The organism is Halobacterium zhouii, from assembly GCF_021249405.1.
Classification (GTDB): Archaea; Halobacteriota; Halobacteria; order Halobacteriales; family Halobacteriaceae; genus Halobacterium; species Halobacterium zhouii.
Genome location: NZ_CP089593.1, coordinates 2,455,822 through 2,474,940, shown reverse-complemented (window position 1 = coordinate 2,474,940; position 19,119 = coordinate 2,455,822). Strand labels below are relative to the sequence as shown.

Sequence of the window (19,119 nt, the reverse complement as noted above, 5' to 3'; positions counted from 1 at the left end):
GGGACGCGGACCAGCACTCACGCCTCGCGTTGTGCGAGACAGGTTTCGCCCGCGGTGACCGAGTCACCGTCCTCGACGAGTACGTCCGCGCGGTCGTAGCGCTCGGGCAGAACGACGTCGGCGCGACTCCCGAAGGAGATGTGCGAGATCCGGTCCCCGCGCGCAACGGTGTCGCCCGACTCGACGTAGGGGTGGATGCGACGGGCGAACGCGCCCGCGATGAGCACGACCGCGAAGCCGTCGAACTCGACGCGGACGCGCTCGTTGTGTTCGGACTCCTTGTCGAAGGCGGGGCGGTGGCCGCCGGCGCGGTGGTCGACGGCTTCGACGGTGCCGTCGAGCGGTGCGCGGTTGACGTGCACGTCGTGGACGTTCATGAACACGCCGACGCGCACGCGGCCGTCCTCCTCGCGGATCACGGACACCTTGCCGTCCGCTGGCGCGACGACGCCCGCCTCGACCGGGGTGGTGCGCTCGGGGTCGCGGTGGAACCAGACCACGAACCCCGCGAGCGCGAGCACCGGCACCCCCCACAGTGAGGAGAGGCCGAGCAGCGCCAACCCGACGACTGCGAGCGGGAGCGCGTACGTGTACCTCCAGGACCCGCGGGCGAACATACGCGACGTGACGGCGCCCAGGTGGGATAACGCTTCGGTCGGCGCAGACCCGGGGCGTTTATCGGCGTCCGCTCGCAAACGTGCGAGCGATGAACGCGCGCCACGCTCGATATCCGTTCCTCGGTGAGTCCCGCGCGGCCGTCCAGGAGGCCGGCGTGGACCTCGGACGCGTCGTCGCGGAAGACGACGCCGTCGTCGAACGCGCGCGAGAGCGCGTGGTCGGCGCGCTCACCGCTGGCGACATCGGCGAGCGCGCGCGCTCGGACCGCGTGGAACTGCTCTCCTATCCGGTTGCGCGCGTGCTCGTCTCCGTCGTCGACGAACACGTACTCGTGCGGAAGTACGCCGACGCGGAGGCAGATGCAGCCCACGACCGATTCACGACGGACGAGACTGACGAGACGGAGCTCAAGAGCGTCGGGAGTGACGCGAGTCTCTCGCGTGCGGCGTTGCTCCGCGAGTTCGACCTTACGGACCACGTCCACGCGACCGACCGCGGGTACAACGTGGACGTGCCGACGTACCTGCTGTTGGCGTCGTCGCTGCGCGCGGACGGCTGGCGACTCGTCAATCGCGCGCTGGACGGGGGACGCGTCCCGGTCACGGAGAACGAACTCGACGCGCTCCTCGAGCAGGCGGTGCGGGACCGCGTCGCCGAGGACCTGCCGCTGTCGGTGCCCGAGGGCATCGAGGAACCACTGGAGACGGAGGCGAACGCCATCCGTGACGTGCTCTCGGACATGGACCTCACGCGGGAGATTGACACCGTCGTTCCGGACCTGTTCCCGCCGTGCATGCAACACCTCCTCGACCAGGTGCAGCGCGGCGAACATCTCCCCCATCACTCCCGGTTCGCCATCACGGCGTTCCTCGCGAACGTCGGCTTGACGACCGACGAGATCGTCGAAATTTACTCCGTGAATCCGGGGTTCGGCGAGGAGATGACGCGTTACCAGACCGACCACATCCGCGGCGAATCCAGTCCGACGGAGTACACCGCGCCGTCGTGTGCGACGATGAAGGCCTACGGGGACTGTACGAACCCGGACGACCTGTGTGACGCTATCAGCCACCCGCTGTCGTACTACGAGGCGAAACTGGACGACGCCGACGGCGAGGAACTGGAAGATTGGCGGGACAGCGACGAACGGGCGGAAAGCGAGGCCGACGACTGAGCGCAGCGAAGGAGTGAGCCTCGAGGTGGAAAAGCAGGCGCCAGAAGAGTTCTATAGCCATCCATGATGATAATTTTATATAGAACATTTATCTGTACTAAGGTCGTTTCGCGTACGAAGTTCGGGAGTCGGTTGCCCTCAAAGCACTATGTCCACGTCGACACTGGAGAACTACGAAGAACTGCTCGCGACAGTAGACCTGAGCGACACCGAACGGTACAGGTTGCTGTCGGCGAAGCGGCGGCGGATCGTCTGTGGCGTTCTCGCGGACGCAGACGGCCCGGTCCGGTTCGAACGACTCGCTGAAGCAGTCGCCACCCGTGAGGCCGCCCCGGATGGCCGGGAGGAAGCAGACGACGTTGCGGTTGCGCTCCACCACGTTCACCTGCCGCGGTTGGCCGAGGTCGGCGTCATCGAGTACGACCCCGAGACGAAGCAGGTGGGGACGGACCAGACGGACCTGGAGCGTCTCAGAGACGGCCGCTCCGTCGACAGAACAGAGTGAGGCGTTCGGAAGCCGGAGTCACTCCTTCGTAGAGATCCAGTAGCCGACGCCGGCCATCAGCAGGATGAACGCGACGATGCCGCCGACGACGGTGAACGCGCCCGTCTCCGTGAGGCCGTTGTCGCCCATCGTGCCGGCGACGGAGAGGATAGCGACGAAGACGGCCACGGCACCCACGGCGATACCCGCCTCGGTGAGGGCGGACAGCGACTCGGACATACCCCGGGATTTCCGCGGCCCGGGCAAAAGCGCTTCGAAGCCGTACCCGCCGTTCGCCGGAGTGATAGCCGGGGGAGGTTGACGAGAGCTGATCGTCTCTTCAGGCCTTCTACGGCAGGTTTTCGACGCCCTCTCGGCCTTAAGCATCTTCCGAATTTGGGGTCTTTAGGGCGCTCGAGGGCGTACAGTGGAGTATGAGTGAGACGGGAGCGCGCAATCGATCGACCGACGAGCGCGCCCGACGCGCGCGCCAGGAGCCCATCCGGGTCACCGCCATCGGGGGCGGTATCTACGAGGTGTCGACGCCCTCGGGACACGAGTACACGGTCGACCTCGAGGAGGGGCGGTGTACGTGCCCGGACCACCAGTACCGGGGGACGCGCTGCAAGCATCTTCGCCGGGTCGCCATCGAGGTGACCGCAGGCCGCGTTCCCGCGCCCGGCCAGCGCGAAGCCACCTGCGCGGACTGCGGCCGGCAGTTCTTCGCGCCCGAGAACAGCCCCGACCCCGTCTACTGTGGGCGGTGTACGCTCCGGACGGGTGAGACGGTCGTGGACCGCGAGACGGATAGCCTGCTCGTGGTCGTCGAGAGCACCGACGACCGCGCGAACGAGGTCCGGATTCCCGAGCGCGGGTGGTCGGTCGCGGACCACTTCTCGAACCAGAGCTACGACCCCGAGGACGTCGTCGTGGACGTGCTCTACCCGCTCCGCCGGGGCGTGTCACCCGACGACGTCTCGCCGGGCGACCTGAAGCGGTACTCGTTCCCTCGCGGCCGGCTCCGGCGCGCCGGCCAGTAGCGCGACGCCCGAGCAGGTAGCGGCGCCGGTCAGTAGTCGTCGAGGTCCGCCTTCTCCGGCCCGCCGGTGAGTTCCTCCATGTCCGTACCGTCCGCGAGCGCCGTCTCCTTCTTGACGCGGTAGTTCCCGCCGTCTGTGACGTGGAGGTCCGCAGGGTGGAAGAAGTACCAGCCCTCGCGGTCGAAGCGCACGCCGATGCGGGGTTTCGCGCCGAAGTTCCGTGAGAAGTAGACGAGCGCCTCGACCTCCTCGCCCGTGAGGTAGATCGGGTCGCCCGAACTGGATTTCGCCTCGATGGCGTAGAACCGGTCGGCGTTCCCCGCGAGCACGTCCGGGAGTTCGCGGTCCGTGGCGCTGCCGCTGGCGGGCGCGCGCATCACCGCAAAGTCGCGGTCGTCGAGTTCGTTCACGAGTTCCCGCTCCCTGCGGTCGCCCTTGGCGTTCGAATTAGCCATCGCTACCCCATCCGTTGGCGGGTTCGCGCACCGCGTGCGCTCGAGGCCGGCGTCGCCGCGAGCGTGGAGTCGGCAGACGAGTCGTCCGGCAGTGGTCCGTCGCGTCGGTCACACGTGGACTCGGCTCTTCGGCGTGTTAAGTGCCGCGCAAGCGCAGTGGAAGTGAAGCTGCCGGCGGGTCACGCGCGCAACATCAGGTGCTCGAATGCGGTTCCGGGTGCGCGAGGGCGAACTGGAGACTGCCGCGCCGCTTTTCCGCAAACACGTAGACTGTTGGGGTAGTGGCCAAAGAAGAACTCAACGAACGCATCGGCGGTGAATCCACCGGGGGTGGCCAGAAATCGAAACAGGAGATTCTCGCCGAGGAGATCGAGGAGGGACTGGAGGAACTCGAGCGGCGGTCCAGCGGGCTCTTTCTGTCCGGACTGTCGGCGGGACTCGACATCGGGTTCGGGCCGTTCTTCATGGCGGTCCTGTTGACACTCGTCGGGGGTGCGTGGGGAGAGCCGCTGACCCGCATCGTCCTGGCCAACGCGTACGCGGTCGGCTTCATCTTCGTCATCGGCGGTCGCTCGGAGTTGTTCACGGAGCACACGACGCGCGCCAGTTTGCCGGCGATCGACGGACGGGCGAGCGTCGGACAGGTCGGTCGGCTGTGGGTGCTCGTGTACGCGGGGAACATCCTCGGCGGGTCGATATTTGCCGTCGCGATGGTGTTCCTCGCCCCGGCCTACGGCACCGTCGACCCGGCGGTGTTCGCGGACATCGCCACAGATCTCGTGGATCACCGGGCGTGGATCCTGTTCGCCGGGGCCGTCCTCGCGGGGTGGATGATGGGATTGCTCTCGTGGCTCCTCACCGCCGCCCAGGAGACGCTCGCGCGCATCTTCCTCGTCTGGCTGGTGACGTTCGGCATCGGCATCGCACACCTCCCGCACTCCATCGCCGGGAACGTCGAGGTGCTGGCCGGCGCGCTCGTCTCGCCGAGCATCACGTTCGCCGAGTACGCTGGGTTCCTCGCGCTCTCGACGGTCGGCAACGCGGTCGGCGGGACGGTGTTCGTCGCCCTTCTGAAGTACGGCCACACGGTTCGCGGCAGCGACTAGCCAGCCAACGGTTTTCCGGCGCCCGGCCGTATCTGCGCCCGCGTATGACTGCCTCCGACCTCACTGAGCGCGTCGAGGGCATCGTCCACGAGGACACCCAGGTACACGAGCGCGGCCTCGACCTCACGGTCGCTGACGTCTACGAGGCCCGGAAACCAGGGCGCGTGGACTTCGGCGGCGGCGAACTCGAGCCCACGGACATCGACGCCGTCGACACCGAGCTCCACAACGAGGACGACGACTACGAGTGGTGGAATCTCGACGGCGGTACGTACCTCCTCGAGTACAACGAGTCCCTGACCGAGGGTGACCCGCTCCGCGTTCAGACTCGCGACGAACTCCGTCACCGCGGCGCCTTCCACCCCGGTGTCTACACGGCCACGCTCGACCCGATGCCGCTCACCGTCGCCGACGGCGGCATCCGACTCAAAGAGAACGCGCGCGTCTCTACGGTTTTCGAGGAGTGAAACAACCGGCAGCCACCAGCATCCGCGAGCGAGCGGTTCGGTAGAACCCGAGCGAAGCGGTTCACTCTGGGAACGTCGCGAGGCGCTACGCGCCTCGGAATGCGCGAGCGGCACGAAGTGCCGTGAGCGAGTGAGCAGAGGCCGACGACTGAGGGGAGTGAGTGAAACGGACGGACCGAAGGAGGAGTGCTTTTGGCCGAGCTTTTACCGAGCGAGCGGCGCTTCGGGCCGCGAGCGCAGCGTAAACGGTCGCTAGGTGCCGTGTTGCCAGGAGTTCACGTATTCGGCCTGTTCGTCGGTGAGTTCGTCGAGTTCGACGCCTTCCGCGTCCAGTTTGATGGCGGCGAGTTCGCGGTCGAGTTCGTCCGGGACTTCGTGGACGCCCGGGCCGTACTGGTCGCCGTTCTCGACGAGTTCGCGCACGCAGACCGCCTGCACGCCGAAGGACTGGTCCATGACTTCGACGGGGTGGCCGAGGCTGACGGGGGTGGCGAGGTTGACGAGGCGGCCTTCCGCGAGTACGTTGATGCGGGTGCCGTCCGCAAGTTCGTACTCTCGGACGCCGTCCCGGACCTCCTGTTCGGCGTCGGCGAGGTCGGAGAGGGCATCGAGGTCGATCTCGACGTCGAAGTGGCCGGCGTTCGCGAGCACGACGCCGTCCTGCATCGACTCGAAGTGGTCGGCGGTGATGATGTCTCGGTTGCCGGTGGTGGTGACGAAGACGTCGCCTTTCTCGGCGGCCTCGTCCATGGGGAGCACCTCGTAGCCCTCCATGTGGGCTTCGAGCGCGCGGCGTTCGTCGATCTCGGTGACGATGACGTGGGCGTTCTGGCCGGCGGCCTTCTTCGCGACGCCCTGCCCGCAGTAGCCGTAGCCGGCGACGACGACGTTCTTGCCGGCCCACGAGAGGTTCGTGGTCATGGCGATGCTCGCGAGGGAGGATTCGCCGGTGCCGTGGACGTTGTCGAAGAGGCGCTTCATCGGCGTGTCGTTGACGGCGAACACGGGGTAGTCGAGCGCGCCGTCGTCGTCCATCGCGCGGAGGCGGTGGACGCCCGTGGTGGTCTCCTCGGTGCCGCCTACGATGGTGTCGATGAGGTCGGGGTGTTCCTCGTGGATGCGGAAGACGAGGTCGCCGCCGTCGTCCACGGTGACAGTGGGTTCGTGGGCGATGACGGCTTCGATGGCCTCGTAGTAGGCGTCGTCGTCGACGCCGTGCTTGGCGTAGGAGGTGATGTTCGGGTGCGCGTCGAGCGCGGCGCTGACGTCGTCGTGCGTCGACAGCGGGTTGCAGCCGGTGATGGCGACCTCGGCGCCGGCGTCGGCCATCAGTTCGACGAGCGCTGCGGTCTTCGCTTCGACGTGGAGCGCCATCCCGACCGTCTCGCCGGACAGGGGCTGGTCGGCCTCGAACTCCTCGCGGAGCGCGGTGAGGATCGGCATGTGTTCGAACGCCCAGTCGATCTTCTTGCGCCCCGACTCCCGCGCTGTCTCGGGGTCCTCGAGGCGGTCGCTGAGTGGCGACGCGGTGTCCATACCGGAGGAAGGCGGAGCGGCTTGAAAACGCTACCGAAGGTGTCAGAGCGTGCGGCGAGCGAGCAGACCACCGTTACTCGGAGCGGGAGGGCGACCGCGAGAGCAACCCGTCGAACACCTTCTTCTGGGCCTTCCTGAGGTGCTGGTGGAACGTCGGCGGCGCGACGCCGAGTGACTCGGCGACATCCTCCCCGGAGGCGTCGCGGGGCCACTCGAAGAACCCCGCGTGGTAGGCCGCCTCCAGCGTGGTTCGCTGGCGGTCCGTGAGGTCCGACGCGAGGCGTCGCTGTGCGTCGATGGCGTCGTCGCGTGCGAGGCTGACCTGCTGTCGGCGTCGCATCTGTACCCCCGGATAGGTCCGCTCGACGGTGTCGATGACGTGGCGGACGTCGACGGTCGGCGCGAGGTGGATCGTCAACTGGCAGTCGCCGCTGGCGAAGACGGCGCTGTCGACGTAGCCGCCCAGCGACGCGACCGTGGAGAGCACCGGCGGGTCGTTCAACCGGAGTTCGAACGACACCGGGTCGCCCTCCGAGCGGACGGTCACCGCCGTCCAGTGTGGGATCGCCTCGACGAGGGCGGTGACGGTGTCGACGGCGTCCGGCGTCGCGGTGCCGTAGACGAGGAACTCGCCGTCGCCGACCGGGATGGCTTGGTCGAGCGTGACGTTCCCGTCCTTCGGCGCCGGCACGTCGAGCGCCTCGAAGAGGTCCGGGATGTGGAACGCGAGTTCGACGACCTCGTCGCTCATGAGCGCACGCTTGCGCTCGGTCGCGGCGATGGCGTGCCCGACGATCTCGCCGAGTTGTCCGACCACGGTTCGCTCCTCGCCGACGAACGCCGCCGGCCGTTCCGAGTAGACGCCCAGCACGCCGTACAGGGTGCCCTCGTGGACGATGGGGATGGCCGCCGACGTCTGGTAGCCGTACTCCTGAGCGTGCTCGCGCCACGGCTCGAAGTCGGCGTCCTCGAACGCGTTCGCGACCTGTATCTTCCGCGTCCGGATGGCGGTCGCGGCGGGGCCCTGTCCGGTCGAGTCGTCCGGGTTCAACGAGAGCGAGATGTCGTCGAGATACCCCTCTACGCCGGCCTCCGCGCGTTCGACGATCGACTCCGTCCGCGGGTCGACCTCGCAGATCCACGCAAACTGGTAGGAGTCCGACGCGGCCAGTCGCTCGCAGACGACGGTCTCGATCTGCTCGCGGGTGGACTGGTCGATGACCGCGTCGGTGACGTCGCGGACGGCGTCGTTGACGTTGTTCAGCGCGGCGAGTTGCTCCCTGTGTCGCTCCAGTTCGAGTTCGGCCTGTTTCCGCTCCGTGATGTCGGTGATCGCGCCGGGGAACGAGACGGGGTCGCCATCGTCGGCCGCCACGTGTCCGCGAGCGACCACCCACCGGTACTCGCCGTCGATGTTCTCGACCCGGTACTCGGTGTGGTACTCGCCACAGGACTCGACTGCCGCCTCGATCTTGCGTTCGACGCGTTCCCGGTCGTCCGGGTGGATGGACGAGAGGAGGTCGTTGAGCGGGACGCCCTCGCGGGCGACCTCCGGGGCGAATCCGAACTGTTTGGCGAACGACGGCCCGCCGACCACCTCGTCGTCCCGGACGTTCCACTCGAAGGTGCCGACGGTTCCCGCCTCGGTCGCGGTCTCCAGTTGTGATTTGGCCTCCTGGAGGTGTCGCTCGTACTCCTTCTGGTTGGTGACGTCCTGAAGCATCACCATGCCGGCGAACACGTCGCCGCTGTCGCCGGTCACGGGGGCGACCTGTATCCGCAGAACGCGGCCGTTCCACTCGAACTCGAACCGACTGGTTTCACCGTCGAACGCGGTTCGGTAGTGCGATTTTATCGTCTCCCGGAGTTCCGCGTCGTCGACCACCGTCCCGACCGGGTCACCCATCATCTCCCCGGGGTCGACGTCGAACTGCTCGAAGAGGGTGCCGCCGGCGAGCGTGTACTCGAGCGTCTCGTCGAAGAGCGCGATGACCGCGTTCGGGAAGTGTTCGACGACCGCCCGGTATCGCTGCTCTGACTCCTCGAGTTCCTGTTCGCGCTGTTTGCGCCCGGTAACGTCACTGAAGTAGACCGAGAGCCCCGACTCCGAAGGGTACGCTCGCACCTCGAACCACGCCTCCAGTGGTTCGTAGTACTCCTCGAAGGAGACGGGTTCCTGGTGCTCCATCGCCCGCCTGTACGCGTCCTCGAAGGTCGAACCGACGGCCTCGGAGAACACGTCCCAGACGCGCTGCCCGAGGAGTTCCTCGCCCGGACGGTCGAGGAGCACCTCGGCCCGGTCGTTGACGTGCGTGAACCGCCAGTCCTCGTCGAGGGCGAAGAAGGCGTCGTCGATGCGTCGGTACACCTCGTCGAGTTCGGCGGCCAGTTCGTCGCGCTGGCGTTCGAGCTGTCGGGTCTGTGACTTGAGTCGGCTGACGTCCTGGCCCACCCCCGTGAGACCGATCGTCTGGCCTCCGCCGTCGGTGAGTGGCGCGGCGCTGAACTGGTAGGGGATGGTGTCTCCGTCGGCGGTCGCCAGCGGCAGTTCGACGGTGACGGTCTCCCCGTCCTCGAGCACCGCATCGATGGCGGCGGTCATCTCGTCGTTCGCGTCGTCCGTGATGAACTCGCGGGGACGCATGTCGGCGATCTCCTCGTCGCTGTAGCCGGTCACCTCGGAGAACTGGTCGTTCCACCGGAGAAACTCCCGCTCGGTGTTGTACGCGTACACGAGACCCGGTTGAGCGTCGAACAGGCTCTCCGTGAACGACTTCTCCGCCTGGAGTTCTCGTTCGCGCTCGCGGAGTTCCTGCTCGGCCGTCTTCTGCTCGGTGATGTCCGTGACGATGCCCTCGATGACCGGCGCGGAGCCGTCCGCGTCTGGGTCCACCCGCCCTCGCTCCCACACCCAGCGGTCGTCGCCCGCGGGCGTCCGAACGCGGTACTGGACGGTGAACTGTTCGCCCTCGTGGAGCCCTGACTGGACTTTCTCTCGGACGCGGTCGCGGTCACTCGGATGGATGACGTCCCCGCCCCAGCTGACCGTCCCCGACTCGACGGCGCCGGCGTCGTACCCCGTGAGGTCACGACAGCCGTCGCTGACGAACTCCATCGGCCACCCGGGTTCGTTCGTACACCGGTACACCACGCCCGGGATGTTGTCGACCAGTCGCTGGTACTGCGCGCGGTACTCCGTGCTCGCTCCACCTGATTCCCCCTGGTCTGCGTCGCTTCGGGGAGTGGGCTCGTCGGAGGCCGTCCCGGCAGTCGGTGCGTCTGGCGCCGGGGCGGACGCTGTCGACGGCCGCCACCACACGCGGGCGTTCGCCCCGACCTTCTTCGTCTCGAGTCGGTGCTGGTCGACAAGACGCTCCAGTCGCTCGTAGGTGCTCCGCCGCCCGAGGTCCAGAGAGTCCGCCACCTCGGGCGTGCTCAGCGGCGTCCCGGACGCCTCGAAGACGTCGAGCGCCTCCCGGAGCGCGTCGGTCAGTTCTCCGGAGGTCATTGACAACCGTACTGGCTGTCGAGCAACTAAACCTCCGTCGATGGAGGGGACGTACCAGGGAGTTGGTGGAAACGACCCGGCAGCTAGCTCGTGACTACCCAGTAGGTAACTGACTCTCGAATTCCGGTCTCCGGGCTAGCGCCGTCGACGACGACACCTAATCACTTACAGAGCAGCCTTAGGGGTGAGGAGCAACTTCGTCCCTACGTCTGGCTGGCAGACGCCAAACGAGAAACACAATGTCCCAATCTACTGCCGAAACGATGGAGGAGTGCGTTCGCACAGCCGACCTGTCAGCGAGTGACAAGCACCGCCTGCTGGCGGAGGAGCAACGCCGCCTGGCGCTCGCGCTCCTCGCACAACGGCGGGACACAGTCGAAGTCGAAGACCTGGCAGCGGAGATCGCACGCCAGGAAACGGGCGGCGAACCGGTCGGCGAGCAGGTCGTAGACCGCGTAGTGATATCGCTCCACCACAGCCACCTGCCGATGATGGACGGCCTGGGCGTCGTCGACTACGACGCCGACCTGTGTCAGGTCGACCCCGCCGGGATTCCCCGCGTCGTTCAGGACGGGCGACTAGAGTGGTAGAACCAGACCGCCTTCTGCTGCACCGCTAGCACCGTTCGGACGGCGTGTTTCGACAGCGTCGGTAGCGACGACTGGGACTACTTGTCGCCGGACTCGGTGCTGTTGCCGGGTGCGTTACCGTGGCCGTGGCCGTTGCCGTTGCCGTTGCCCGCGTCGTCGGGCTTCCCGTGGTCGCCGTCAGGGCCGCCATGGCCGTTACCAGAGGTTCCCTCGGGTTTGCCGTGGCCATTGCCGGGAGCCTCACCGGAACCGTCCTTCGGACCGGGGTTGGCGTTCTCCGAGCGGTGGTCGGCGCCGGGGTTGTTCGACGTGACGAAGTCCGCGATGGTCTGCCCGCTCATGTTGCTCTCGTTCTGGAGCACCTGGACGTAGTTCGACACCAGGAGGCCGAACGAATCCGACTGGTTGGCCGCGTCGTCGGTCTCGTTCCCCGTGGACGCGACGAGCGACAGCGTCGTCGTGTCGGAGGAGTTGTGCGCGAACGCGGTGAGTTCGACTGTGACGTTTCGCTCGGGCGCCGTCAGTCCCACCGTGCCGTTCTCGCCCGTGGTGTAGGTGCCGACGCCGGCGTAGGTGGTGTTGTTCAGCGCCTCGACCTCGACGGTCGCGTTCGACACTGCGGTGCCGTTCTGTGTGACGGTGACCGTCACCGTTCCGTCGTCTGCCTGTTCGCCGTCGACCGTCACCGCGCTCGCTGCCGCAGCGCCCCCGGAGACGGCAGCGATGCTCCCGACGACGACGAGAGCGACGACCAGTAACGTGTGCCTCTGTTCTGACATTGTAACCAGTTCATTACCAGACAATCCGAAATAAAGGTTTTGGCCAACGGATAGAGATATTTACGGAATGCTATCGCCGAAACAGAGAGCGGTCGGGCCGACTATCGCTCCTCGGCGCGGTCGACCACACCCGCGGCCTGTTCGGCGGCGCGCTTTCGGACGCGGGTCTCGTCCAGTGTCAGTACCTCGCGGTCCCGCATCAGCACGCGCCCGTCGCAGACCGTGTGGCGCACGTCGCCCCCGGTGACGGCGTACGCGAGGTGAGAGACGTGGTCGTGGACGGGCGTGAGGTGCGGCGCGGAGAAATCCACGACCGCGAGGTCGGCGTTCGCGCCCGGTTCGATGCGCCCGCTGTCGAAGCCAAGCGCCTCGGCGCCGCCCGCGGTCGCCATCTCCACGGCGGCCTCGGCGGGCACCGCGGCGGCGTCGTCTGCTGCGAGTTTCCCGAGCATCGCGGCGTCCCGGAGTTCGTCGAACAGGTCGAGGTCGTTGTTCGACGCCGCGCCGTCGGTGCCGAGCGCGACGGTCACGCCCGCCTCGCGCATCGCCTGCACGGGCGCCATCCCGGACGCGAGTTTCATGTTCGACGCCGGGCAGTGGACGACGCTCGTTCCGCGCTCGGCGAGCAACTCGATCTCCGTCTCGTCGGTGTGGACGCCGTGCGCGCAGAAGTCAGTCGCCGTCAGCATCCCCACATCGTCGGCGTACTCGAGCGGTCGCTCGCCGCGCTCTTCCAGAATGGGGTCGACCTCGTCGCGTGTCTCGTTCGCGTGGAAGTGCACACTCACGCCAGCCTCGCGGGCCTCCGCGACGTACTCGCGGAGGAGGTCCTCGTCGACGGTCGTGAGACTGTGGGGCATGTACGCTGTCTTGATGCGGCCGTCGGCCGCGCCGTCGAACTCCCGCGCTATCTCCAGGCTCTCCTCGTTGTCGAGTCGCGCCGCCTCCTCGTCTTTCCCCACAGTGACGACGCCGTGTCCGAGTTTCGCGCGCATCCCGGACTGCTCGACGGCGTTCGCGACCTCCGGGACGTGGAAGTACATGTCCGCGAACGCCGTCGTCCCCGACTTGATCAGTTCCACGAGCGCGAGTTCCGCGCCCGCTCGCACGTCCTCGGCGGTGAACTCGCCCTCCGCCGGCCAGATGTCCTCCTGGAGCCAGTCACCCAGCGGCTTGTCGTCGGCGTACCCGCGCAGCAGCGTCATCGCGGCGTGCCCGTGGGCGTTCACCAGCCCCGGCATCACGAGACAGCCGTCCGCGTCGAGCGTCTCGTCGCCCGCCTCGACCTCCCCGACGTCCAGAATCTCGCCGCTGTCCTGGTCGACGAGCACGTCGGCCTCTTCGACAGTCATGTCGGGGTGGAGGACGCGCCCGCCCGCGACTCGTAGCGTGGTCATGTACGGCCGTTCGGCGCTGCGGAGTGTGAATCTGTGGATTTGGCCCTGTTGAAACACTATTAATCATACACTACATCTGGTGAAATTCGGTAAGTAGGGTTGCGAACCAACCGCCGAGAGTTATATTCGCCTGGATCTCCTACTGGTGTACATGGCAGATGATAAACAGGGTCGAGATGAGCAAGCGGATCGTGAAGAGAATCGTCAGCGTGAGCGAGAATTAGAGGAGGCCCAGGCCCGCGGCGATGAAAAGGAACCGCTGTTTGATGACGAAAGCCGGCGGCTTGGTGATCTTGATGAAGCGCTCAAGTCGCACGACTATCCAGCCACGACAACTGAGTTGGTTGCGGCCTATGGCGAGTACGAACTTGAAACGCAGGGCGGCAAGAAACCCCTGCAGGACGTACTCTCTTCAACTGATGACCAAACATATGACTCGGCCGAGGACATTCGCAGACGGATACTGGAACTCATAGGCCGATAGCACAGTGCCCCAACACACTCATCTCGCGAATTAGACCGCCTGTACTGGCCGAAACCGGGGCAACATGTATCAATTGATGAGGGCTTCAACAGAGTCGCGGATTTCCAACCGACGGCGGAACACACCTAACGCGGCCGTCTATCCGTCATCGTGAACGTTTCAGCCGTCCGTTCCGGCCCGAACCGCGCAAGCCGCCCGTTCACGGATTGAGCCGCGTCAGCCGCCCGTCCGTGGCCCGGACTGCGGCGGTCCGGCGATAGCCCCCTCTTCACCGCCACCCTCCTCGCCACCGCCACCCTCCTCGCCACCGCCACCTTCGCCGCCTCCGTCGCCACCTTCCCCGCCGCCACCGTCCTCACCCTCACCGCCGCCGGGGAACCCACAGCCGGCGACGACGGCCGTCGTAGCAGTTGCGACCGCGGCGACGAACTGTCTCCGTTGCATGTGCCGTTCGTCGCTTCGCATCTCGTTAACCGTTGTTGCGGATACGCATCCGATACCTGCCGCTGGCCGCTCCCGCCGCGCTCGTTCGGCGCACGGTTTAACCCGGACGACGTGTTAGCAATCGTATGGAATGGCGGACGGACTGGGGGTTGCGGGCTCGGATGGCACTCACGATGTTCCTGCTGTTCGCGCTCTTCCTCGTGTTCGCAGCCGTCGTCACGGCGTACGCCGGCGGCGGTATACTGATGATAGCCGTGCTGATGGGCGGGTTCTCTGTGGCGCAGTGGTTTTTCAGCGACCGCCTGACGCTGCTGAGTATGGGTGCCGAGACGGTCAGTGAGAACGAGTACCCCGAGTTGCACGGGGCGGTGACGCGGCTCAGCCAGCAGGCCGACCTGCCGAAGCCGAAGGTCGCGGTCGTGGAGTCGAACAACCCGAACGCGTTCGCCACCGGGCGCTCCGCGGACCACGCCGCCGTCGCGGTGACCACCGGCCTGCTCGGATTGCTCACCCGGGAGGAACTCGAGGGCGTGCTCGCGCACGAACTCGCGCACGTGAAGAACCGCGATATGGCGGTGATGACGTTCGCGTCGCTGTTGTCGACGCTCGCGTTCATCGTCGTGCGCTGGGGGTGGCTGTTCGGCGGGCGGAACCGCCAGCAGGGGTCGTTCGCGGTGGCCATCGTGGCGAGCCTCGTCGTCTGGGTGCTGTCGTTCGTGTTGATCCGCGCGCTCTCCCGGTACCGCGAGTTCGCGGCGGACCGCGGCGGCGCGCTCATCACCGGGCGACCGTCGGCGCTCGCGTCCGCGCTCATGAAAATCGACGGGCGGATGGACCGGATTCCGGAGGAGGACCTGCGCAATCAGGCCGAGATGAACGCGTTCTTCGTCATCCCCGTCCGCCAGGGGTTCGTCGGCAGTCTGTTCCGCACGCACCCCACCACGGAGAAGCGCGTGGAGCGACTGCGCGACCTCGAGAAACAACTCGAAACCGTCGGATGAGCCTGCTCTCCCGCCTCCGCGAACTGCTCGCGGTCGCTGCCGAATCCGACGCCACGCGCCCCGGTGACCCCGAGGACCTCTTCCAGTTGGCGAGCGCCTCGGTGACGATGGAGGCCGACCTCGGGTTCCCGCCGATGCCGGTCGCGGGCCTCTGTTTCTCCGCGATGGACGCAACGGACTTTCGGGATGCGATCCGGGACGTGGAGGCCGTCCTGGAGGGCGACGGCTTCAGCGACGTGCGAGTCGACGGCCACGGCTACACGTGGGCGGTCGCGGAGCGCGAGGGGTTCGAGAGCCTCGTCACCGACATCTACGTCGCCGCCGACACCCTGGAGGAGCGTGGCTACGGTAACCGCGTGCTCGCCGCGGTGTTCGCGTTCGAGTCGGAAGGCGGAGGAACGGAGGGCAGCGACGGCGGCGAGAACGACGGCGAACGCGTCTACTGGGTGTACTCGTTCCGTCGCGGGACGTTCTACCCGTTCGCGCCGCGACCGGGCAACGAGCGGGACTCGACGCTCGAGGTGAAACTCCAGTCGGTGCTCGACGGTGAACTCGACGTGGAGGACGACACCGCGTACTGGTACCCGCTGTGGCCGGACCACGACGGCGGCCACCCCTGGGAGTGAGTCGGCTCCGTAGCCCGAGAGCCACCCCGAAGCAGCCACCGGCGACGCCCAGTTTCACTTTCACTTTGGTGTATACGAGTGTTTATACGGTGGTGGGGACAAGCCAGGTGTACATGCCCGAAGCTGACCTCGAAGAACTACCTGGAGTCGGTCCCGCGACAGCGGAGAAACTGCGGGAGAACGGGTTCGAGTCGTTCCAGAGCCTCGCCGTCGCGTCCGCCGGTGAACTGTCGAACACCGCGGACGTCGGCGACAGCACCGCTGCGGACATCGTCCAGGCGGCGCGCGACGCCGCCGACGTCGGCGGGTTCGAGACCGGTAGCACCGTCCTCGAACGACGCGAACAGATCGGGAAGCTCTCCTGGAACATCGACGAAGTCGACGAGATGCTCGGCGGCGGCGTCGAGACCCAGTCGATCACCGAGGTGTACGGCGAGTTCGGCGCCGGCAAGTCCCAGGTCACCCACCAGCTCTCCGTGAACGTCCAGCTCCCCAAGGAGCAGGGCGGCCTCCACGGCCGCGCCATCTTCGTCGACTCCGAGGACACGTTCCGCCCGGAGCGCATCGACGACATGGTCCGCGGCCTCGAGGACGAACAGCTGCAGGCCGCGATGGACGAGCGCGAAATCGAGGGAACGCCGGACGACGAGGACGCGATGGACGAACTCGTCCAGAGCTTCCTCGACATGATTCACGTCGCGAAGGGGTTCAACTCCAACCACCAGATGCTGCTCGCGGAGAAAGCCCAGGAGATCGCCGGCGAGTACGAGGAGGACGACTACCCCGTCCGACTGCTCTGTGTCGACTCACTGACCGCGCACTTCCGCGCGGAGTACGTCGGCCGCGGCGAGCTCGCGGACCGCCAGCAGAAACTCAACAAACACCTCCACGACCTCGACAAGGTCGGCAACCTCTACAACGCCGCTGTCGTCGTTACGAACCAGGTGCAGTCCAACCCGGACTCCTTCTTCGGCGACCCGACGAAGCCCATCGGTGGCAACATCCTCGGCCACAAGTCCACGTTCCGCATGTACCTGCGGAAGTCCAAGGCCGACAAGCGCATCGTGAAACTCGTCGACGCGCCGAACCTCGCGGACGGTGAATCCGTGATGCGGGTGCAGAACGCCGGCCTCAAGCCCGAGTGAGCACCCGCGACCGCCGTCAGTTTCGGGGCATCGACTCGTCCGGCCCGTACACCCGTATCTGGGGGTCGTCGGCGTCCAGCGAAGCGACCAGTTTCGCGTCCGGATGCCGAAGGATGACGGTGTCGTTGGCCCACTGCTCTCGGTCGGGGCCGCTGACTGCGACCCGGTAGACGCCGGTCTCCGGCAGGTCGGCGAGTTCGAATGGCCCTCTTCCCTCGCGCTGGACGGTGTTCCGGTAGACGAGTTCCCCCTGGTGGTGGACGACGATGGTCGTGGCGAAGTGGAGGTCGGAGTTCTTCCGGAAGCGCAGCGGTTCGTTCATCTCCTGGCGAGGAAGGCGAAGCGACCGGAACTCGATGCCGCGGTAGGTCACGTCCACGACCGTTTCGGTGCCGAGCGTACCGTTCACGCGGACGCGCTCGCTCATGTTCCCGCCACCCGCCGCGGGCAGCGTCGTGTTCACCGTCACCGTGTACGGCCCGGACTCGTTCAGCGACGAGAGGTCGACGTGGGTTCCCGTGCCGTCGCTCCCCACCTGTCGCTGGAGCAGTTGCGTGCCGTCTCTGGTGACGGTAACAGTCGCGTCGAACGATTTTCCGTCCGTGTCGGAGACGAACGTGAATCCGTGGAAGCCGGGGGCGTCGCGGGTCGTGGCCGGGGTTTCGGTTCCGCCGAGCATCGAGCACCCGGAGAGCAGGAGCATCGCTACGACCGCCAGCGCGGCTCGTCTGGAGGGCATACGTCCCCGCCCTTGTGAACAGATACCAAAAGTGTTTGGTCGGCCAGACGGCAGCCCAGGCCGGCGGGTTCGAGAGTGTGCGTCGGTGTTCCTCTCAGAGTGCTCGCGGCCGCTACGCACTCTGCACGGCGTCAATCGCCGCCCGGCGCTGCTCGACGACGGCGTCGATGCGCTCTTTCTTGTCCTCGGGGTCCTGGAGATCCCGGAGCCAGTACAGCGACGCGTAGAACTCCACGAGCGCCTCGACCTCGCGTTCAGAGAGGCGGCCGAGTTCGCCCGCGTTCGCCTCGTACACCACCGGCGTCTCGACTGCGGTGGTCACGCCCTCGTACGCGCCGGACTCGACGAGTTCGTCCAGATACTCGAGTGAGTCGAGTTCCTGAGCGAGCGCGACGCGCAGGTGTGACGTTTCGGCGCGCTGGCGCCGCCAGAACACGAAGTACGACCCCGCGGCGGTGGCGACGGCGCCGATGAGCGCGCCCACAACGAACCCCGTGACGGTCGTCGAGACGGCCATACTGGAGAAACGCGGGGAGAACAGAAAGGAAGCGTGGCCGTTAGTGTAAGACGGACAATCAACTGACCAGCATCCGCGAGTGAGCGTTAACGAGACGCCTGCGGCGTCTCGTTCGCACATCAGAAACGCGCAGCGTTTCTGAGGACGGCTCGAAAAGCCCGAGCGAAGCGGTTCACTGCGCGAACGGAGTGCGCGCAGGCCGACGACTGAGGGGAGCGATAGCGAGGTTCGAGCGAAGCGGACCGAAGGAGGAGTGCTTTTCCCCAAGTTTTTGCAAGCGAGCGGCCGGAGGCCGCGAGCGCTGGAAAAAGTGGGTCAGTCTTCAGTCGTCGTCTGGTCGACGTCCGCCTCGCCGCGGTAGATCTCCGCGCCGTCCTGGACGACCTTCTCGCCGAGCACCGCGCACTTGATGCGCATCGGCGTCACCTCGACGCCGAGCATCTCGAGGACGTCGTCGCGGTCCAGTTCCTCGATCTCGTCGAGGGTCATGCCCGGGAGTTCCTGGGAGAGCATGCTCGCCGAGGCCTGACTAATGGCGCAGCCGTCGCCGCTGAACGCCGCGCGTTCGACCGTCTCGCCGTCCTCGGCGAGTTCCACGTCGAACTCGAGTTCGTCGCCACACGACGGGTTGTACCCTTCGTGGCTGAACGTGGGGTCCTCGAGGTCGCCGTAGTTCCGGGGGTTCCGGTAGTGGTCGAGGATCTGCTGTCGGTACATGTCCGAGCCAGCGGTCATATCGATTCGATAGGGCAGAACGGCGTAAAAGGGTTCCGCGGAGACGCCCCACACCCTTTGAACCGGGGCGCCCGCAGTCAGTCTCGTGCACGTCGCGGCGACACTCGGGAACCTCGTCGTGAGCTACCTCGTCATCGAGGCCGTCGCCGCGAGCGCGGTCTCCTGGGTCGAATTCGCCGTCGTCGGCTTCCAGACCACGGCGACGTACAACCTCGTGTTGCTCGTCGAGGAGCGACTCGGGCACGCGCTCGGCTGAACCGCGGCGGTGGAACGA

Annotated in this window: 22 protein-coding genes; 11 read left to right on the top strand and 11 right to left on the bottom strand. The window is 66.7% G+C overall.

What is annotated here, in order from left to right; translation table 11 throughout:
- Positions 1–17: 17 nt before the first annotated feature.
- Positions 18–617, bottom strand: coding sequence for a protein sorting system archaetidylserine decarboxylase (locus tag LT970_RS12950; protein WP_232686896.1), 600 nt, complete (start codon positions 615–617; stop codon positions 18–20).
- Positions 618–706: 89 nt separating this feature from the next.
- On the opposite strand from LT970_RS12950, the gene priL reads away from it, so the two are divergent.
- Together priL and LT970_RS12940 are read left to right on the top strand one after the other, a co-directional pair.
- Positions 707–1,792 carry a DNA primase regulatory subunit PriL gene (gene priL / locus LT970_RS12945; RefSeq protein WP_232686895.1) on the top strand — a complete coding sequence of 362 codons (1,086 nt, stop codon included), beginning with the start codon at positions 707–709 and terminating at the stop codon, positions 1,790–1,792.
- Between the two features lie 148 nt (positions 1,793–1,940).
- Entirely contained in the window at positions 1,941–2,297 is a 357-nt protein-coding gene (locus LT970_RS12940) for a DUF7344 domain-containing protein (RefSeq protein ID WP_232686894.1), read from the top strand.
- Between the two features lie 18 nt (positions 2,298–2,315).
- Here the strand turns inward: LT970_RS12940 and LT970_RS12935 are convergent, their stop codons facing one another.
- Positions 2,316–2,516 (bottom strand): DUF7472 family protein, encoded by a 201-nt coding sequence (locus LT970_RS12935; RefSeq protein ID WP_232686893.1) that lies wholly within the window; start codon positions 2,514–2,516, stop codon positions 2,316–2,318.
- A 194-nt stretch (positions 2,517–2,710) separates the two neighbouring features.
- Between LT970_RS12935 and LT970_RS12930 the strand changes: the two genes are divergently transcribed.
- A complete protein-coding gene (locus LT970_RS12930; protein ID WP_232686892.1) occupies positions 2,711–3,316 on the top strand; it encodes an SWIM zinc finger family protein in 606 nt (201 codons plus the stop codon).
- 29 nt (positions 3,317–3,345) lie between these two features.
- Here the strand turns inward: LT970_RS12930 and hjc are convergent, their stop codons facing one another.
- Positions 3,346–3,771 (bottom strand): Holliday junction resolvase Hjc, encoded by a 426-nt coding sequence (gene hjc / locus LT970_RS12925; RefSeq protein WP_232686891.1) that lies wholly within the window; start codon positions 3,769–3,771, stop codon positions 3,346–3,348.
- Positions 3,772–4,052: 281 nt separating this feature from the next.
- Here hjc and LT970_RS12920 point away from each other — a divergent pair, with 281 nt between their 5' ends.
- Positions 4,053–4,877 (top strand): formate/nitrite transporter family protein, encoded by an 825-nt coding sequence (locus LT970_RS12920; RefSeq protein ID WP_232686890.1) that lies wholly within the window; start codon positions 4,053–4,055, stop codon positions 4,875–4,877.
- Between the two features lie 44 nt (positions 4,878–4,921).
- The gene (locus LT970_RS12915; protein ID WP_232686889.1) at positions 4,922–5,344 is read left to right on the top strand and encodes a dCTP deaminase/dUTPase family protein; all 423 of its coding nucleotides are present in this window, start codon (positions 4,922–4,924) and stop codon (positions 5,342–5,344) included.
- A 252-nt stretch (positions 5,345–5,596) separates the two neighbouring features.
- Here the strand turns inward: LT970_RS12915 and LT970_RS12910 are convergent, their stop codons facing one another.
- Together LT970_RS12910 and LT970_RS12905 are read right to left on the bottom strand one after the other, a co-directional pair.
- Positions 5,597–6,880 carry an adenosylhomocysteinase gene (locus LT970_RS12910; protein WP_232686888.1) on the bottom strand — a complete coding sequence of 428 codons (1,284 nt, stop codon included), beginning with the start codon at positions 6,878–6,880 and terminating at the stop codon, positions 5,597–5,599.
- Between the two features lie 73 nt (positions 6,881–6,953).
- Entirely contained in the window at positions 6,954–10,388 is a 3,435-nt protein-coding gene (locus tag LT970_RS12905; RefSeq protein ID WP_232686887.1) for a PAS domain S-box protein, read from the bottom strand.
- Between the two features lie 239 nt (positions 10,389–10,627).
- Between LT970_RS12905 and LT970_RS12900 the strand changes: the two genes are divergently transcribed.
- On the top strand, positions 10,628–10,978 hold the full coding sequence (locus LT970_RS12900) for a DUF7344 domain-containing protein (RefSeq protein WP_232686886.1): 351 nt from the start codon (positions 10,628–10,630) through the stop codon (positions 10,976–10,978).
- A 77-nt stretch (positions 10,979–11,055) separates the two neighbouring features.
- Here the strand turns inward: LT970_RS12900 and LT970_RS12895 are convergent, their stop codons facing one another.
- Both LT970_RS12895 and LT970_RS12890 read right to left on the bottom strand, forming a co-directional pair.
- On the bottom strand, positions 11,056–11,757 hold the full coding sequence (locus LT970_RS12895) for a hypothetical protein (RefSeq protein WP_232686885.1): 702 nt from the start codon (positions 11,755–11,757) through the stop codon (positions 11,056–11,058).
- Between the two features lie 101 nt (positions 11,758–11,858).
- The gene (locus LT970_RS12890; RefSeq protein WP_232686884.1) at positions 11,859–13,154 is read right to left on the bottom strand and encodes an amidohydrolase; all 1,296 of its coding nucleotides are present in this window, start codon (positions 13,152–13,154) and stop codon (positions 11,859–11,861) included.
- 151 nt (positions 13,155–13,305) lie between these two features.
- Between LT970_RS12890 and LT970_RS12885 the strand changes: the two genes are divergently transcribed.
- Entirely contained in the window at positions 13,306–13,638 is a 333-nt protein-coding gene (locus LT970_RS12885; RefSeq protein WP_232686883.1) for a DUF5789 family protein, read from the top strand.
- A gap of 216 nt (positions 13,639–13,854) precedes the next feature.
- Here LT970_RS12885 and LT970_RS12880 read toward each other — a convergent pair whose 3' ends face one another.
- Positions 13,855–14,082, bottom strand: a complete 228-nt coding sequence (locus tag LT970_RS12880) for a hypothetical protein (protein ID WP_232686882.1) — start codon at positions 14,080–14,082, stop codon at positions 13,855–13,857.
- 125 nt (positions 14,083–14,207) lie between these two features.
- Between LT970_RS12880 and htpX the strand changes: the two genes are divergently transcribed.
- The 3 genes from htpX (at position 14,208) to radA (ending at position 16,854) form a co-directional block, all read left to right on the top strand.
- Positions 14,208–15,083 carry a zinc metalloprotease HtpX gene (gene htpX / locus LT970_RS12875; RefSeq protein ID WP_232686881.1) on the top strand — a complete coding sequence of 292 codons (876 nt, stop codon included), beginning with the start codon at positions 14,208–14,210 and terminating at the stop codon, positions 15,081–15,083.
- On the top strand, positions 15,080–15,709 hold the full coding sequence (gene pspAB / locus LT970_RS12870) for a PspA-associated protein PspAB (RefSeq protein WP_232686880.1): 630 nt from the start codon (positions 15,080–15,082) through the stop codon (positions 15,707–15,709). Before htpX ends, pspAB begins: the two co-directional genes overlap by 4 nt.
- A 113-nt stretch (positions 15,710–15,822) precedes the next feature.
- Complete coding sequence (gene radA, locus LT970_RS12865) at positions 15,823–16,854, top strand: DNA repair and recombination protein RadA (RefSeq protein WP_232686879.1); 1,032 nt, start codon at positions 15,823–15,825, stop codon at positions 16,852–16,854.
- Between the two features lie 16 nt (positions 16,855–16,870).
- Here the strand turns inward: radA and LT970_RS12860 are convergent, their stop codons facing one another.
- The 3 genes from LT970_RS12860 to LT970_RS12850 all read right to left on the bottom strand — a co-directional run bounded on the left by LT970_RS12860 (position 16,871) and on the right by LT970_RS12850 (position 18,845).
- On the bottom strand, positions 16,871–17,593 hold the full coding sequence (locus LT970_RS12860; RefSeq protein WP_232686878.1) for a YdgH/BhsA/McbA family protein: 723 nt from the start codon (positions 17,591–17,593) through the stop codon (positions 16,871–16,873).
- A 112-nt stretch (positions 17,594–17,705) separates the two neighbouring features.
- Positions 17,706–18,110, bottom strand: coding sequence for a hypothetical protein (locus LT970_RS12855; RefSeq protein WP_232686877.1), 405 nt, complete (start codon positions 18,108–18,110; stop codon positions 17,706–17,708).
- Positions 18,111–18,425: 315 nt separating this feature from the next.
- Positions 18,426–18,845 (bottom strand): iron-sulfur cluster assembly scaffold protein, encoded by a 420-nt coding sequence (locus LT970_RS12850; RefSeq protein ID WP_232686876.1) that lies wholly within the window; start codon positions 18,843–18,845, stop codon positions 18,426–18,428.
- Positions 18,846–18,930: 85 nt separating this feature from the next.
- Between LT970_RS12850 and LT970_RS12845 the strand changes: the two genes are divergently transcribed.
- Positions 18,931–19,101, top strand: a complete 171-nt coding sequence (locus tag LT970_RS12845) for a hypothetical protein (protein WP_232686875.1) — start codon at positions 18,931–18,933, stop codon at positions 19,099–19,101.
- Positions 19,102–19,119 lie beyond the last annotated feature (18 nt).

What these genes read in the sequence shown, in the direction of transcription:
- LT970_RS12895 (WP_232686885.1), bottom strand. Translation starts at nt 11,757, where the DNA reads ATGTCAGAACAGAGGCACACGTTACTGGTCGTCGCTCTCGTCGTCGTC.
- LT970_RS12915 (WP_232686889.1), top strand. Translation starts at nt 4,922, where the DNA reads ATGACTGCCTCCGACCTCACTGAGCGCGTCGAGGGCATCGTCCACGAG.
- htpX (WP_232686881.1), top strand. Translation starts at nt 14,208, where the DNA reads ATGGAATGGCGGACGGACTGGGGGTTGCGGGCTCGGATGGCACTCACG.
- LT970_RS12850 (WP_232686876.1), bottom strand. Translation starts at nt 18,845, where the DNA reads ATGACCGCTGGCTCGGACATGTACCGACAGCAGATCCTCGACCACTAC.
- LT970_RS12855 (WP_232686877.1), bottom strand. Translation starts at nt 18,110, where the DNA reads ATGGCCGTCTCGACGACCGTCACGGGGTTCGTTGTGGGCGCGCTCATC.
- LT970_RS12950 (WP_232686896.1), bottom strand. Translation starts at nt 617, where the DNA reads ATGTTCGCCCGCGGGTCCTGGAGGTACACGTACGCGCTCCCGCTCGCA.
- LT970_RS12910 (WP_232686888.1), bottom strand. Translation starts at nt 6,880, where the DNA reads ATGGACACCGCGTCGCCACTCAGCGACCGCCTCGAGGACCCCGAGACA.
- LT970_RS12900 (WP_232686886.1), top strand. Translation starts at nt 10,628, where the DNA reads ATGTCCCAATCTACTGCCGAAACGATGGAGGAGTGCGTTCGCACAGCC.
- LT970_RS12880 (WP_232686882.1), bottom strand. Translation starts at nt 14,082, where the DNA reads ATGCAACGGAGACAGTTCGTCGCCGCGGTCGCAACTGCTACGACGGCC.
- radA (WP_232686879.1), top strand. Translation starts at nt 15,823, where the DNA reads ATGCCCGAAGCTGACCTCGAAGAACTACCTGGAGTCGGTCCCGCGACA.
- LT970_RS12935 (WP_232686893.1), bottom strand. Translation starts at nt 2,516, where the DNA reads ATGTCCGAGTCGCTGTCCGCCCTCACCGAGGCGGGTATCGCCGTGGGT.
- LT970_RS12930 (WP_232686892.1), top strand. Translation starts at nt 2,711, where the DNA reads ATGAGTGAGACGGGAGCGCGCAATCGATCGACCGACGAGCGCGCCCGA.
- LT970_RS12885 (WP_232686883.1), top strand. Translation starts at nt 13,306, where the DNA reads ATGGCAGATGATAAACAGGGTCGAGATGAGCAAGCGGATCGTGAAGAG.
- pspAB (WP_232686880.1), top strand. Translation starts at nt 15,080, where the DNA reads ATGAGCCTGCTCTCCCGCCTCCGCGAACTGCTCGCGGTCGCTGCCGAA.
- LT970_RS12890 (WP_232686884.1), bottom strand. Translation starts at nt 13,154, where the DNA reads ATGACCACGCTACGAGTCGCGGGCGGGCGCGTCCTCCACCCCGACATG.
- LT970_RS12905 (WP_232686887.1), bottom strand. Translation starts at nt 10,388, where the DNA reads ATGACCTCCGGAGAACTGACCGACGCGCTCCGGGAGGCGCTCGACGTC.
- LT970_RS12860 (WP_232686878.1), bottom strand. Translation starts at nt 17,593, where the DNA reads ATGCCCTCCAGACGAGCCGCGCTGGCGGTCGTAGCGATGCTCCTGCTC.
- LT970_RS12940 (WP_232686894.1), top strand. Translation starts at nt 1,941, where the DNA reads ATGTCCACGTCGACACTGGAGAACTACGAAGAACTGCTCGCGACAGTA.
- hjc (WP_232686891.1), bottom strand. Translation starts at nt 3,771, where the DNA reads ATGGCTAATTCGAACGCCAAGGGCGACCGCAGGGAGCGGGAACTCGTG.
- priL (WP_232686895.1), top strand. Translation starts at nt 707, where the DNA reads ATGAACGCGCGCCACGCTCGATATCCGTTCCTCGGTGAGTCCCGCGCG.